Genomic DNA, 14,478 nt, shown 5'->3' with positions numbered 1-14,478 from the left:
AACTCAACGAAAAATATAAATAAATGCCCAAAAGCCATAAGCTTAAGGAAACTTACATTCATAAAATCTAAATAATTGGTCTTCCCTAAGTTTACGTAATAAAGAGGAAAAACGCAAAAAACTTCGATATAAAGCAATTTTATGTTTCATAGGGTTACAGCCATTTTCACAGAAGAAAGCCCCGTTATCAAACGGAGCTTTTGAGAATCGTATTTACTGTCCACAGTCACCTGCTGAAGGCTGAAAGCTTAATTCAAGCTGCCCTTTCGATGCTGCAGGTAACACCGGACAGTAAACATCTGAAAAAATTGCTGCAGTGAGGGGGATTCCCTCACTGCAGAGTGGTTCTACTAACGATTATTGGCTAGCTTTTATGTAATTTACAGCGTCACCGACTGTTGCGATTTTCTCAGCGTCATCGTCAGAAATTTCCATGTCGAACTCATCTTCTAATTCCATTACTAATTCTACAACATCAAGGGAATCAGCACCTAGATCATCTTTGAAAGAAGCCTCCAATTTCACTTCAGACTCTTCAACGCCAAGACGGTCCACGATGATCTTTGTTACACGTTCTAATACTTCTGCCATGCTTGTTCACCTCCCCTCAAGTATTATAGATTATTTTTAGCCTTTATTGAAAGCTTTTATAAAAAATTTTGCATTACAACCCTGTTACAAATCACATGACCATTCCGCCATCAACATGCAGGGTTTGCCCTGTCATATAACGGCTGTCCTCTGAAGCCAGAAACACTGCCACATTCGCAATATCTGCTGGATCGCCGAAGCGCGCCAATGGGATTTGTTTTAGCATCTGATCCCTTACATCCTCGTTCAGCTTATCCGTCATATCAGTTGTGATGAAGCCTGGTGCAATGGCATTGACTGTTATCCCTCTTGAAGCAAGTTCCTTTGCTGAGGTTTTTGTCAGGCCGATAACCCCTGATTTTGCAGCGACATAGTTAGCCTGTCCAGGATTTCCGCTGACACCCACAATGGATGAAATATTGATAATGCGGCCGCTGCGCTGTTTCATCATCTGCCTTGTAACAGCTTTTGTACAAAGGAAAACACCTTTCAGGTTAATGTTAATAACATCATCCCACTCGTCTTCCTTCATTCTCATAAGCAGGTTGTCCTTCGTAATCCCCGCATTATTAACCAGAATATCAAGCTTGCCAAACTTTTCAACTGCTTCTTTTACCATGCTTGTCACGGAATCACTATTTGACACATCGCATTGGACAGCAAAAGCATTTCTGCCTAATGCCTTTATTTCATCAACTACTTCGTTCGCTCTTGCCTCACTTCCGGAGTAGTTAACCGCAATATCTGCACCTTGCCTGGCAAGACCCAAAGCGATTTCCCTTCCGATTCCGCGGGAAGCTCCTGTTACTAAAGCGGCTTTTCCCTCTAGCTTCATCTCAATTCCTCCTTCAAGGATTCTGTAACTGTCTGGCATGATTCTGCATCTGAAACGGCATGCGTTTTAAGGGAACGATCTACCTTTTTTACTAAACCTGACAGTACTTTTCCTGGCCCTATTTCTATAAATGTGTCCACTCCAAGCTCTATCATCCTGCGGATTGAATCCTCCCATAGCACAGGAGAATACAGCTGTTCAATCAATCTGCCATTTATTTCTGAAGCAGATGTCATTTCAGAAGCTGTAACATTGGCAATGACAGGAACCTTTGCATCTTTAATCTCAATTTCGTCAAGGATTCCCCTGAACTTCTCTGCAGCAGGCTTCATTAATTGGGAATGGAAAGGGCCGCTTACCTCCAGCGGAAGCACACGCTTGGCACCTTCTTCTTTAGCCTTTAGAGAAGCCAGTTCCACGCCTCTTTTTGAACCTGAAATGACAATTTGTCCAGGACAGTTCAGGTTTGCAAGCTGCACCGGATTTCCTCCTGCAGAAACCTCTTCTGTAACTGCAGTAAGCTTGTCCCTTTCAAGGCCCAATACTGCAGCCATTGTTCCCTCGCCATTAGGAACGGCTTCTTCCATGAATTCTCCCCGCTTACGGACAGCATATACCCCATCCTCAAAGGATATAGCTTCCGCAGCGACTAGTGCAGTATACTCACCAAGGCTATGTCCAGCAACAAAATCAGGTGTTATACCAGATCTTTTAAAATAATCGAGAATGGCAATGCCAGTGGTCAATAGTGCAGGCTGTGCGTTTGTTGTTAACGTCAATTTGTCCTGAGGCCCTTCAAAAATAAGTTCCGATAATGAAAACCCAAGTTTTTGATCGGCTCTATCAAAAAATCCTTTTACGTTTTCATCCTGTTCAGCTAAGGCTTTTCCCATACCTGCAGCCTGGGACCCCTGCCCAGGGAATAAAAAAGCGATTTTACCCATCGTGCTTTCCCCCCAAGTAAAAAATGTTTAATTAAGAGCTGTCTTTTTGGCTTCTTTTTCAACTGCTTCCTTAATCGTATCAGCAACATTGTTTTCGACCATGTTCCTGGTCTGTCTCACTGCACTGAATAAAGCTGTTGCATCTGAAGAGCCATGCGCCTTGATGACCGGCGCCTTCAATCCAAATAATCCGGCACCGCCGTATTCCGAATAATCCATTTTAGATTTAAGCTGATATAAATCAGGCTTTAAGGCTGCTGCTGCCAATTTTGTTCTAAAGCTGCCGGTCAGAGCTGTTTTTAGCATTTTAAATACAGATAAAGCAGTACCTTCAATTGTCTTGAGCACCATATTGCCGGTAAAGCCATCCGTCACTACAACATCCGCAGCTCCCTCGAGCAAATCGCGCGCTTCTACATTGCCAATAAAATTGATATCCGCCTTCTTCAGCAGATCAAATGTATTTTTTGCCAGCTCATTCCCTTTTTTCTCTTCTGTTCCGATATTTAGGAGCCCTACTCTGGGATTGGCTACACCCCGGACTTTTTCGGTATATATAGATCCCATAATCGCATATTGAAGAAGATGCTCCGGCTTCGCGTCCACATTCGCCCCTACATCCAGCAAAAGGAACCCTTCTCCGTCTATTGTCGGGAGCGTAGGAGATAATGCCGGGCGTTCAATGCCCTCAATCCTTCCGACCACAAAAAGGCCTGCTGCCATAAGAGCGCCCGTGTTTCCTGCAGAAATGCATGCATCCGCTTTACCATCTGTAACAAGCTGTGCGGCAAGCACCATGGATGCTTTTTTCTTTCTGCGCACAGCTCTCACCGGCTCATCATCCGGCAAGATGACTTCATCTGTATGTAATATGTCAATCCGCTCATTTGAAGTAAGGTATTGGTTTATTTTTGACTCATCACCTACAAGCGTAATATGTACATCTTTAAATTCTGCGGCAGCTTTCATTGCTCCAAGGACAATTTCCTTTGGGGCATTGTCGCCACCCATTGCGTCTATGGCAATTTTCATGATGCTTCATCCTTTAGTGATTATTTTTTTCGGAACATGTCAAATTCGCCCTTGAAAACCTGTTCGTTATTGACAAAGCTATTGACTTCAACCATTGTCCTTCCGCTGTCAATATCTATTGTAAGGACTTTAGCTTTTGCGATGACACGTTCATTTAATCTCACTGGCCTTGTAAATTGAATATTGGCTTTTGCCGTTAATGCCAGCTCATCATTTATTACAGCGACCGCCAGTGAGTTGGCCTGTGCAAACAGGTGATGGCCCCGGGCAATTCCATTACGCTTGAAGACATGTTCATTTTTTACATCGAAAATGGATATCGCCGTTTTATCCAATTCTATATCTATTATTTCACCGATTATTTCTTCTATTGGTAAAGACCGCACTTCATCCTCAAAGCTTTTCTCAGCAACATGCTTGATTCGCTCACGCAATTCCGGAATTGATAATTCCAGCCGATCGAGCCTGATTGTCTGGACGCTGACAGAGAACTTGTCCGCAAGTTCCTCGTCCGTGACAAAAGGATTTTCTTTTATAGTGTCCGTTAATAATGCTTGACGTTCTTTTTTGTTTCTTTTCATTAAAATCCCACCGTCCGAGATATTAAGACTAGGTACTAATAGTAGTATATAATCAAAAAAAGCAGATTGCAAGAAAGAACTTTTCTGCAATCCGCTCTGAATACCTTATTTCTAGTCCAGTTTTTCCCCTTCCAGCACTCCTGCTTCCTTTAAGTATTCCCGCAAAGGCAGGTACTCATCCGAGTGCCAGAATTCATCCGATTCCACCAGCATTGATGCATCATTTCTGGCGGTTTCGAGTGCGCGGTAATCATGGACCATATCAGCAACTTTAAATTCCGGGAGCCCGCTTTGCTTTCTTCCGAAAAAGTCTCCAGGACCCCGAAGCTCAAGGTCCTTTTCACTTAGTGCAAAGCCATCATTGGTTTCTGTCATGATTTTCATGCGTTCTTTTCCAACTTCCGATTTAGGGTCAGCCAGAAGCACACAATAAGATTGTTTATCGCCTCTCCCTACCCTGCCCCTCAGCTGATGCAGCTGTGCAAGTCCAAACCGCTCGGCATCATAAATCACCATCATCGTTGCATTTGGAACATTTACACCCACCTCAACAACCGTCGTCGAAACAAGAACCTGAGTTTCATTACGGCTGAAAGCTTTCATAACACTTTCCTTTTCATCCGGATGGAGCCTGCCATGCATGAGTCCGACATCATAACGGCCATGAAAATGATGCATCAATGTAGCATGGACATCTATAGCATTTTGAACATCCAATTTATCTGATTCCTCAATAAGAGGGCAGATCACATAAACCTGCTGACCTGCTGAAAGCTCCTTCTCCATAAAACCAAGGACCCTGTCCATCATTTCAGGTTTTGCCCAATAGGTTTCAATTGCTTTTCGTCCTGCCGGCATTTCATCTATGATGGATACATCCATTTCTCCAAAAACAGTAATGGCCAATGTTCTTGGGATTGGCGTTGCAGTCATGAACAGAACATCAGGATTTTCACCTTTTTCCCTGAGTATCCGCCGCTGCCCTACCCCGAACCTATGCTGTTCATCAGTAATAACAAGTCCCAATTTATTAAATTCTACTTCCTCCTGGATAAGTGCATGTGTGCCTATGAGAACATCAATCTCTCCATCCTTTAAATGCTGGAGAATTTCTTTTCTTCGCTTTCCTTTAACAGAGCTTGTCAGGAGTTCACATCGCAGACCAAACGGTTCGAGCATCGACTTTAAAGATTCCGCATGCTGCTCTGCCAGGATTTCGGTCGGGACCATTAATGCTCCCTGAAAGCCTGCTGTCCTGCTGGCGAAGAGAGCAATCGCCGCCACTGCCGTTTTGCCGGAACCAACATCCCCCTGTAATAGTCTGTTCATCCGGTATGGAGATTTCAAATCAGACATGATCTCATTAACTACTCTTTTTTGTGCTCCGGTTAAATCAAATGGCAGTGAGTCAATAAACTCCATTAGTCTTGAAAGATCATAAGCCTGTGCAACCCCTTTTGACTGCTCTCTTTCAATCTTTCTTAGCGCCTGCATTTTTAATTGAAAATAGAAAAACTCCTCATAAACAAAACGCCGCCTTCCCTGCTTGAGTTCCTGTTCATTGGCAGGAAAATGAAGCGATCTTACAGCATCCCGCCTATTTAATAGTCTATATTGCAATAAATATTTTTCAGGCAGCGTTTCTGATATGTCATTCCCTTGCTGCGAGAAAGCCAGTTTAATAAATCGCCTGATGCCCTTGACCGTGACATTTCCTTTTACAGCATAAACCGGCTCAAAATCCTTATTGCCAGAGGCATTTCCTATTTTAAGTTCACTGGCTGTAATCACCTGCCGATGCTGGTCCCATTTCCCAGTCACCGTAACCGTTTCGTTTAATACAATTTTGTTTTTCAAATAAGGCTGATTGAACAGAATCACTTGGATAAGATACCGCCCTACAAGCACCCGAACAGTGAGCCTGGAGCGTTTCCTGCCGTAATAAGCAAGTGAAGGTTCACTGTGAACCTTTCCTTCAACCGTCACTCTTTCATCATGCTTCATTTCTGCCAGGTCCTTGAGCCTGTAATCTTCATATCTATAAGGAAAATATTCAAGCAAGTCTTTTACAGTGTAAATATTCATTTCAGCCAGTAATTCAGCTGATTCCTCTCCAATGCCTTTAACAGCTGTAACAGACTGGATCAAATTTGGATTCACATTTATTGAACGGCTGCCAATTATATTTTCTTTCAGGCAGTCCGCCATCCCTCCCTGCTCCGTTACTTTTATATACAGGCTAATGAAACACCTGCTCTATAACTAGCACATTGTAATTTAATAATGCAAGAAAGTAACCTTAAATAATAACTCATGCTTCAACGCATTTATTAAAGGTCTAAAATGGACAAAAGCGAAGGCTGGGCCCTCGCTTTGTTTACTGTTTACTGGTTATTCAATTGCGAAAATGAAAGAGTATAGAGGCTGTTTTCCATCATGAAGCTCAACCTCAATATCTTCATATTTATCTTCAATATAGCTGATAAGAGAGTCTACTTCCTCTTCTGCTGCATCTTCACCTTTTAAAACGGTAAGGATCTCAGAGTCTTCGTCAATCATTCCTTCCAGAAGATCTTTGGCAGCCTGTACTCGATCCTTGTTCTTCACAACAATTTTGCCGTCTGCAATGCCCATGAAATCATCTTTCTCGATCTCTAGCCCATCGATGCTGGTATCACGGACAGCAAACGTGATTTGGCCTGTTTTCACATGCTGAAGAGCATCTGTCATGCCTTCTTCGTTTTCAGAAATCTCCGCACCTGGATTAAAGGCAAGAAGTGCAGCCATACCTTGAGGAACGGTCTTTGAAGGCACAACCACTGCTTCTTCTTCAGTCACTTCTGCAGCCTGCTGTGCAGCCATAATAATATTTTTATTGTTTGGCAAAATGATTACTTTTTTTGCATTTACTTCTTTGATGGCTTTTACAATATCTTCCGTGCTCGGATTCATTGTCTGTCCGCCTTCAATGACAGCATGTGCACCGATGCTTCGGAAAAGATCCGCGATGCCGCTGCCCATTGATACTGTCACAATTCCGTACTCCTGCTTTTCTTTAGGCTTAGCCTGAGCCGCCAAAGGTGTAGGAACGTCTTCGACTAAGTTGGTGTGCTGCTGGCGCATGTTTTCAATCTTCATATTGATTAAACTGCCATAGCGCTGTCCGTATGTCAGGCAATCTCCCGGCTGTTCAGAGTGGATATGTACTTTCACAAGCTGCTCATCCGCAATCACCAGAAGTGAATCGCCATATTGGCTTAAGTCCTGGCGGAACGTGTCTTCTGAAAAAGGATTAGCAGAAAGCTTTTCATCTTCGAATTTGACCATAAATTCAGTGCAATAACCGAACTCAATATCCTCAGTATTCATAAAGCTGTGAACATTTTTATGGTGTTCTGCGCTAACCAGGTCATCCATCTTTGGAAGGGCTGCAGGTGTATCAGGGAGTTTTTCTCCCTTTAGCTCTGCAAGGAATCCTTCATATACAAAAACAAGGCCCTGGCCGCCGCTGTCTACAACTCCTACTTCTTTTAAGACTGGAAGAAGATCTGGAGTGCGGTTTAGGGAAGCCCTTGCTTCTTTTAAAACTTCCTCCATAATCACGATGATATCATCTTCATGATTAGCAGCCTGAACCGCTTTCTTAGCGGAATCTTTTGCAACAGTAAGGATCGTTCCTTCAACTGGCTTCATCACAGCTTTATATGCCGTCTCCACACCAGAATTAAGAGCATCAGCAAATTCTTTTCCATTGATAGAAGCTTTATGCTCAATGGCTTTTGAGAAGCCCCTGAACAGCTGGGAAAGAATTACCCCCGAGTTCCCTCGTGCTCCCATAAGCAAACCTTTAGAAAGAGCAGAACCTACCTTTCCAATATGCTCCTGGATATTAGCTTTAACTTCCTTTGCTCCGGAAGTCATTGACAAATTCATGTTGGTTCCTGTGTCTCCATCAGGAACAGGGAAAACATTTAACGCATCCACTAATTTTGCATTAGCAGATAAATGGTTCGCTCCTTGTATGACCATTTCGGCAAAAAGCTTCCCATCTAAATCTTTTTTTGACACAAGTCTTTCCTCCTCACTACGGGTTCGTTACTCGAACTCCCTGAACGTAAATATTAACCGAGTCAGTGCTAAGCCCAACTGTTTTATCAAGGGTGTATTTCACTTTAGATTGCACATTGTGGGCAACCTCGGAAATTTTCGTTCCGTAACTTACAATGATATACATGTCGATATGTACTTCATCTTCTTCCTGGCGAACAATTACACCACGGGTAAAATTCTCTTTTCGCAGTATATCTGTAAGGCCATCCTTAATTTGATTTTTAGAGGCCATTCCTACGATGCCGTAGCAGTCAACTGCTGCTCCGCCTGCGATTGTTGCAATTACATCATTAGAGATATCAATTTGCCCGAAATTTGTTTTTAATTCGATGGACATGGTTCGTTCCCCCTTTGGAAATTGCTTTTCATAAAAGCTTCTACAGGCACTGCCTCTTAACGATAGTGCTGGCTTTCCCCTGAATTGCACCCTGGAGGCTAAGCCTTCCGGCGAGAGGCAATTCACCTTTTTTAGCTGGGCAGCGGTCTTTCTACCTTCAAAGCTTAAAGCATACCTTATAATATTTTACTATATGGGCTGTGATATTGAAAGTCATACTTCTCCATCTCTATTATAGCTCATGTTCCCTCCCCCTATGTCAAGGAAATTTTCTTGAAAGCAAACTATTGCAATCAGAAGGGTTGTATGATAAATTATTAAAGTATCTTTTAATGTCGAAATCCGCACAGGGATTCCGCATTAATTCAGATGGATGAATCTGACTATTGCAGATGAAAGCATTGAAAAATAGTTTCAGCTTATGCTTTTAGTAAGGAGGGAAACATACATGCCACGCAAATGTGTAGTAACTGGTAAAAAAACAACTTCAGGTAACGCACGTTCTCACGCAATGAACGCTAACAAGCGCACTTGGGGTGCTAACCTTCAGAAGGTACGTATTCTTGTAGACGGTAAACCTAAACGTGTTTGGGTTTCTGCAAGAGCACTTAAATCAGGTAAAGTTGAGCGCGTGTAACATGCTCAGGGACATCCCTTTTGGGTGTCCTTTTTATTTTCCTTTTTTGACCCACTATCATTCTCCCCCATTTGGGCAAAAAATAAAAGCACCCCGGTGAGGTGCCAAGTATTGATGCTATTTTCTTTTTAATTTATGGGTGTCTACCCCTTTTTGAAGGTCCCTAACATGGCACGCACAATGCCCCCTAAAAATTTAGGAAGTTTGATTGTATAAAATCTCATTACTCGTGTCCCTCCTCACAATCTTACGCATCCATTCTGTCCTTAAATCGTCTTTACCATCTTATTCAAATAATGAAAGATGAGTACTCATGATTACAAAAAATGATCAGAAAGCAATTCATGCTAAGACTCTTATCCAGCTTTCCCGCATCTTACAGGGAAGCACCGGTCCGGCATTTAATCCTTGCTTCTTACAACCATTAATATGCCTTCAGTAAAAGAAAAAGTACCACAATCATCAATAAGTTCATTACTGATACAAAGAGTAGAACCGGCAGGAACGGTCCGATCTGTCAGCGGATACTTGAAATTTCTCAGGGTGAGGCCTTTAATTTCCATAGTGACCGGAACAAATGAAATGTATTTGAAATTTGAATTCTGTTTTATGCTGTATTTACCTGGAGTCTTAATATAAATCTTATTAGACCTGTCAATAATTTCGACAGGAACAAAGTCTTCCGCCAGTGCAGGCTTAATTAACAGCTGAATATTTGCGAATAGGTGGTCAAGCCTTCCGCCTGTGGCACCAAGCAAACGGACTTTTTCAGGTTTTTGGCAGAGTGCCCAATTCAGAGCAAGCTCCATGTCCGTTTCATCCTTCTCCGGCTTGAACCTGTTCAGCTCTTTTACCTGTTCTTCAATGAGCAAAAGCTCTTCATCCGACACCGAATCAAAATCACCAAATGCCATTTCCGGCTGAATGCCGCTTTGAATTAGAGTAAGCACCCCTCTGTCTACTCCAACCCAAATATCAGCTGTGTTACTGAACGAATGCAGATCAGGCAGCAAGTCATCTGGGCCGCCGGCTAAAATATTGATAATCATTACACATTGCTCCATTCATTTATGTATCTTAAATGACAAAAAGCCAGCTGTATTCCAGCTGGCTTCTTTTATTGTGAACCCTTTAAAGCAGCAATCGCCGCTGCTCTGTCATTCTGATTGTAAATTGCCGACCCGGCAACCAGCACATTGGCTCCAGCTTCAATGCACAATTGGGCTGTTTCTTCATTTACTCCGCCGTCCACTTCAATTTCAATGTTTAGGCCTTTTGCGTCAGACATTTTTTTAACGGCTGCAATCTTCGGAAGAACGGATGGAATGAACTTCTGCCCTCCAAAACCGGGATTAACAGACATAAGCAATACCATATCAATATCTTCGATAACATGCTCTATCATGTTAACTGGTGTAGCCGGGTTAAGAACCACTCCTGCCTTGACGCCAAAGGATTTAATCAAATGAACCGTTCTGTGGAGATGCCTGCATGCTTCTGCATGAACAGTGATGTAATCGGCCCCCGCATTAGCAAATGCCTCAATGTAACTATCCGGATCTTCTATCATCAAATGAACGTCAAGGGGCAACTTTGTTACAGGACGGATGGCATCCACAATTAATGGACCAATTGTAATATTCGGCACAAAATGGCCGTCCATTACATCAACGTGAATATAATCAGCGCCGCCGCGTTCAACATCTTTAATCTCTTCTCCCAATTTAGAAAAGTCTGCCGATAAAATAGAAGGTGCGATTTTTACCATGAATTAATACCTCGGCTTTCTATCTTTGATTTCCTGCAGAAAGGTTTTGTAGTGTTCATACCTGTAGGATGGAATTTCACCGTTTTCACAGGCGGCTTTTACAGCACATTTAGGCTCTGCCATGTGCAGGCATCCTCTAAATTTGCAAAGTTCACTTTTCTCCTGAATTTCAGGGAAGCAATAATTGAGATCCTCTAATTCGATATCAGTGAATTCGAGGGAGCTGAATCCCGGGGTATCAGCAACAAGCCCTTTTCCAACCCCAATCAGCTCTACATGCCTGGTCGTATGCTTTCCCCTGCCCAAATGGGAAGAAATATCATCTGTTTTCAGCTCCAGGTCCGGTCTTAGAACGTTTAACAAAGAAGATTTCCCCACACCCGACTGTCCGGCAAAAACAGATATCTCACCTTCCAGATAAGGCATCAGATCTTTAACGCCTTCTTCTGTTTCAGAGGAAGTCAGCAAAACATCATAGCCGGCTTTGCGGTAATCAGATGCATATTGCTGAATTTCCCTATACTCATTTTCATCTGCCAGGTCAATTTTAGTAATGCAGATGAGCGGCTTTATATGATTGAATTCAACAAGCACCAGGAAACGATCTAAAAGAGAAGTGCTAAAGCCCGGTTCAACAGCTGAAAAGACAAGGATGGCCTGATCAACATTGGCAATCGGCGGACGAATCAGCTCATTTTTCCGTTCCTTTACTTCTAAGATGTATCCTTCTGTATTACTTTCTGCCTGAAACACTACTTCATCACCGACAAGCGGTGTAACTTTATTTTTCCTGAAAACTCCGCGTCCGCGGCACTGAATGGTTTCATTTCCGCTTAATACATAATAAAACCCTGCTATGGCTTTAATAATTTTGCCCTCAGGCATAGCAACACTCCTTGCTTATGATTCTTCATCCGGATAAGGTATTTCCTTTTCCTCAAAAACCTGGCCGTCCCGCAGAACCTTATAAGAAGCATTCTGTCCAGGAGCGATTGTCAGATCAATTGGTATTACCACATCTTCATAGATCAGCTCTGTATGCATTGGTTCAGAACCTGTATTATTCAAATCCTTAATGATAATCTGAACTTCATTCGGCTCACCTTCTGCGGCGGGCTCATATGGAATGCTGATCTCAATATTTTCAGTCTTAGGAAGGAGTTCTTTTTTTCCTTTTGAAAGAACCACCGTCACCTTCTGTCCCCTTGTCAGATTTGTGCCCGGTGCCGGGTCCTGTTTGATGACCAAGCCTTCAGGGACTTCCTCATGGTATTCTTCTTCCCTATATTCTACTTTCAAACCGGAGGATTCTTCGTACTCCTGCAGACCCTTTTCGTTATAGCCGCGTAAATCTTTTAATGCTATTGGAGCCGGTCCTTTGCTCACAGTGAAAATCAATTCCGTATCCTCTGGAACGACAAGGTCGCCTTCTGATAAGTTTTGATCCAGGATGGTCCCAGCCGGCTCACTATCATTAGTTTCTTCGTTTTTCTCAATAGTTTTAAAATTTTTGCTTTCAAGCAGGCGGACAACATCATCATATTGCCTGCCTTGGTAATCTGCTAATTCAAATTTTTCTTTGCCGGAGCTTTCATAGATATCAATGGAGGTTCCCTCTTTGACAGTCCTGCCTGCTTTCGGATCTGTTTTAACTACCAGGCCTTCTTCAACATCCGGATCGCTGATCGGCTTTGTATCCCTAACTGTAAACCCTGCGGCAATCAGCTCTGCTACTGCATCTTCCACCTCTTTTCCGGATACATCCGGAACCTGAACATCCTTTGGCCCCATCAGATCAGGAAAAACGGTTATAGCCAGGATCCCTGTCACAATCAGAAATATAAAGACTGATACCAGGATGAACGGCCATTTCTTTTTCTTCTTTTTTTCTTTCTTCTTTTCAGGGAGAGGCTTTGCCACAGGCTGAGTATCTCCCTTGTGATCCTTTGCATGCACAAGGGTTTCGTCCATATTTTGATATGGGCGGTCATCTGTAATAACAGGAATAGCTTTTGTAGCATCATCGTCAATCGGCACTATGAACTTTTTTTCATCCAGTCTTTCGGGCTCAAGAGCTGTTCTGATATCTTCTTCCATTTCTTCAACGGTATCATACCTGTGAAAAGGATCTTTTGCTGTCGCTTTTAAAACGATATTTTCAACACTTTGCGGTATGGATGGGTTCCATCTCTTCAGGGAAGGCGTCTCCGATTGCAGATGCTTGAGTGCTATTGATACCGCAGATTCACCCGAGAAAGGAAGCCTTCCTGTCAAAAGCTCAAACATAACAATGCCAAGGGAATAGATATCAGACTTTCTGTTGGCCATTCCCCCTCTGGCCTGTTCGGGAGAAAGATAATGAACAGAGCCCAGCACTGAATTTGTCTGGGTAATGCTGGTAGCGCTTAGTGCCATGGCAATTCCAAAATCAGTAATCTTAACATTACCATGCCTGTCTATCAAAATATTATGCGGTTTAATATCCCGGTGTATGATATGGTTTTGATGTGCATGAGATATGGCTGAGGTCAGCTGTTTTAAAATTTCCAGGGCATCATCTATGCGAACAGGGCTGTTTTGCTGTATGTATTGCTTTAACGTTTGTCCATCTACATATTCCATCACAATATAATAGATTGAGTCCTCCTCGCCAACATCATAAATATTGACGATATTCGGGTGGGCTAAGCTGGTTGCAGACTGGGCTTCACGATGAAAACGGCGGATAAATTCTTCATCTTCGGCGAAGTCCATCCGAAGCACTTTCACGGCTACATCACGATCAAGAATCATATCATGGGCCAGGTAGACATTCGCCATGCCTCCTCCGCCGATCATATCAATAATTCTATAGCGGCCGCTTAATCTTCTTCCCTTAATCATCATTTATCATCCCGCTCTCATTGCTTTCATAATACTCAGCAATCACGAGCGTAATATTATCTTCGCCGCCATTATCATTGGCCTTATCAATCAGCACTGAAGCTTTTTCTTCCAGTGTACCTCCACTACTGAGGATTTCGCTCATTTCTGCCACAGATACCTTGTTGGACAATCCGTCAGAGCATAATAATAATAAGTCGCCTTCTTCAAATGTAATAGTTTTAATATCCATCTCAACAGCTGCTTCCGTTCCCAATGCTCTCAGCAGCACATTTTTTCTTGGATGATGCTCGGCATCTTCCTTTGTAATCTGCCCTGACCTTACAAGTTCATTCACCAGGGAATGGTCTTCCGTCAGCTGCTGAAAACCTGATTCATTTAAAATATAACATCTGCTGTCACCTATATTCGCAATAGTCGCAAAACGATCGGTACATATGGCAGCAACAACAGTAGTCCCCATACCTTCGCATTGTTCATTCACTTTTGAATGTTCATAAAGGATGGTATTAACCTCTGCAATATGCTTCTGCAGCCATCCTTCAGCTTCATCGGCAGTCTGAAAGTCATCTGTCTGATCCCAGAATCCTTTTAAACTTGTTAAAGTCATTTCGCTTGCCACATCGCCAGCACGGTGGCCGCCCATGCCATCTGCTACGATGGCAAGGCGCTGACCGCTGCTGTTCACATAGATGCCGCCATTATCTTCATTATGCTGCCTGACTTTGCCTCTATCTGTCCTGAAAACAGCTTTCATACT

15 protein-coding genes are annotated in these 14,478 nt (G+C 42.9%); 1 reads left to right on the top strand and 14 read right to left on the bottom strand.

What is annotated here, in order from left to right; translation table 11 throughout:
- Positions 1–357: 357 nt before the first annotated feature.
- The 8 genes from CHI10_RS00365 to CHI10_RS00330 form a co-directional block, all read right to left on the bottom strand.
- Entirely contained in the window at positions 358–591 is a 234-nt protein-coding gene (locus CHI10_RS00365; protein ID WP_009330799.1) for an acyl carrier protein, read from the bottom strand.
- Positions 592–682: 91 nt separating this feature from the next.
- Positions 683–1,426 (bottom strand): 3-oxoacyl-[acyl-carrier-protein] reductase, encoded by a 744-nt coding sequence (gene fabG / locus CHI10_RS00360; RefSeq protein WP_095242320.1) that lies wholly within the window; start codon positions 1,424–1,426, stop codon positions 683–685.
- Positions 1,423–2,370 (bottom strand): ACP S-malonyltransferase, encoded by a 948-nt coding sequence (gene fabD, locus CHI10_RS00355; RefSeq protein WP_095242319.1) that lies wholly within the window; start codon positions 2,368–2,370, stop codon positions 1,423–1,425. The genes fabG and fabD overlap by 4 nt, the downstream gene beginning before the upstream one ends.
- A 27-nt stretch (positions 2,371–2,397) precedes the next feature.
- A complete protein-coding gene (gene plsX, locus CHI10_RS00350) occupies positions 2,398–3,402 on the bottom strand; it encodes a phosphate acyltransferase PlsX (RefSeq protein WP_095242318.1) in 1,005 nt (334 codons plus the stop codon).
- A 20-nt stretch (positions 3,403–3,422) separates the two neighbouring features.
- Positions 3,423–3,983 (bottom strand): transcription factor FapR, encoded by a 561-nt coding sequence (fapR, locus tag CHI10_RS00345; RefSeq protein WP_035328889.1) that lies wholly within the window; start codon positions 3,981–3,983, stop codon positions 3,423–3,425.
- 111 nt (positions 3,984–4,094) lie between these two features.
- The gene (gene recG / locus CHI10_RS00340) at positions 4,095–6,143 is read right to left on the bottom strand and encodes an ATP-dependent DNA helicase RecG (protein WP_095242322.1); all 2,049 of its coding nucleotides are present in this window, start codon (positions 6,141–6,143) and stop codon (positions 4,095–4,097) included.
- Positions 6,144–6,374: 231 nt separating this feature from the next.
- Positions 6,375–8,051 carry a DAK2 domain-containing protein gene (locus tag CHI10_RS00335; protein WP_095242317.1) on the bottom strand — a complete coding sequence of 559 codons (1,677 nt, stop codon included), beginning with the start codon at positions 8,049–8,051 and terminating at the stop codon, positions 6,375–6,377.
- A gap of 16 nt (positions 8,052–8,067) precedes the next feature.
- Positions 8,068–8,430 (bottom strand): Asp23/Gls24 family envelope stress response protein, encoded by a 363-nt coding sequence (locus tag CHI10_RS00330; RefSeq protein ID WP_009330806.1) that lies wholly within the window; start codon positions 8,428–8,430, stop codon positions 8,068–8,070.
- A 448-nt stretch (positions 8,431–8,878) separates the two neighbouring features.
- Here CHI10_RS00330 and rpmB point away from each other — a divergent pair, with 448 nt between their 5' ends.
- Positions 8,879–9,067 (top strand): 50S ribosomal protein L28, encoded by a 189-nt coding sequence (gene rpmB, locus CHI10_RS00325; protein ID WP_019381740.1) that lies wholly within the window; start codon positions 8,879–8,881, stop codon positions 9,065–9,067.
- A 143-nt stretch (positions 9,068–9,210) separates the two neighbouring features.
- On the opposite strand, the gene spoVM is transcribed toward rpmB, so the two are convergent.
- The 6 genes from spoVM to CHI10_RS00295 form a co-directional block, all read right to left on the bottom strand.
- On the bottom strand, positions 9,211–9,291 hold the full coding sequence (gene spoVM, locus CHI10_RS00320; RefSeq protein ID WP_019381739.1) for a stage V sporulation protein SpoVM: 81 nt from the start codon (positions 9,289–9,291) through the stop codon (positions 9,211–9,213).
- Positions 9,292–9,468: 177 nt separating this feature from the next.
- Positions 9,469–10,116: a thiamine diphosphokinase gene (locus CHI10_RS00315; protein WP_095242316.1), complete on the bottom strand. Its 648-nt coding sequence runs from the start codon at positions 10,114–10,116 to the stop codon at positions 9,469–9,471.
- 68 nt (positions 10,117–10,184) lie between these two features.
- Positions 10,185–10,835, bottom strand: a complete 651-nt coding sequence (rpe, locus tag CHI10_RS00310) for a ribulose-phosphate 3-epimerase (RefSeq protein WP_095242315.1) — start codon at positions 10,833–10,835, stop codon at positions 10,185–10,187.
- A gap of 3 nt (positions 10,836–10,838) precedes the next feature.
- Positions 10,839–11,720 carry a ribosome small subunit-dependent GTPase A gene (rsgA, locus tag CHI10_RS00305; protein ID WP_095242314.1) on the bottom strand — a complete coding sequence of 294 codons (882 nt, stop codon included), beginning with the start codon at positions 11,718–11,720 and terminating at the stop codon, positions 10,839–10,841.
- Positions 11,721–11,735: 15 nt separating this feature from the next.
- A complete protein-coding gene (gene pknB / locus CHI10_RS00300; protein WP_095242321.1) occupies positions 11,736–13,718 on the bottom strand; it encodes a Stk1 family PASTA domain-containing Ser/Thr kinase in 1,983 nt (660 codons plus the stop codon).
- Positions 13,711–14,475 (bottom strand): Stp1/IreP family PP2C-type Ser/Thr phosphatase, encoded by a 765-nt coding sequence (locus tag CHI10_RS00295; protein WP_095242313.1) that lies wholly within the window; start codon positions 14,473–14,475, stop codon positions 13,711–13,713. Before CHI10_RS00295 ends, pknB begins: the two co-directional genes overlap by 8 nt.
- Positions 14,476–14,478 lie beyond the last annotated feature (3 nt).

Origin of the sequence: Bacillus sp. 7894-2, assembly GCF_002272225.1 — a bacterium.
In the GTDB taxonomy this organism is placed as follows: Bacteria; Bacillota; Bacilli; order Bacillales; family Cytobacillaceae; genus Cytobacillus.
This window is presented reverse-complemented; position numbering and strand designations above follow the sequence as displayed.